The organism is Hymenobacter lapidiphilus, assembly GCF_003417065.2.
GTDB lineage: Bacteria > Bacteroidota > Bacteroidia > Cytophagales > Hymenobacteraceae > Hymenobacter.
The window spans coordinates 1-393 of sequence record NZ_QVLT01000083.1 but is presented as its reverse complement, the minus strand read 5'-3'; the positions used below and the strand labels follow the sequence as shown (position 1 = coordinate 393).

Here is a 393-nt window from a genome sequence, read left to right as displayed (position 1 = left end):
GGCTGGTAATACCAGCTCGACCGCTGTAGCGATACGAGCTGGCAGGCTCGGCGGGTCGAGATGCGATAGGCGTCGCGTAAGTGTTGAGCCACGTGGCGACGCTGCACGGGCTTCAGAACTTTTTTTTGAGTACATCCTGCAGCATCTGCTTGTCCAGGCTCAGGTCCGTGACCAGCTGTTTGAGCTGCTGGTTCTCTTCTTCCAACTGTTTTAAACGGCGCAACTCGGGCACGCCCAGCCCGCCGTATTTCTTTTTCCAGTTGTAATAGGTGTATAGTCCCAGCGTGAGGTGGGTCGGGTCCTGGGTAAAGTTAACGGGGTTTTTCTGCCACTCGGCACAGACAAATTCATGTGGCGTGAGGCCGCGCAAGGTCTTAAGCCGTTTGGCGTGGT

Annotated in this window: 1 pseudogene; it reads right to left on the bottom strand. The window is 56.0% G+C overall.

The window, feature by feature from the left end:
- Window positions 1–271, bottom strand: a pseudogene (locus D0N36_RS19865) (transposase); the annotation flags it as partial.
- Between the last annotated feature and the right edge of the window lie 122 nt (window positions 272–393).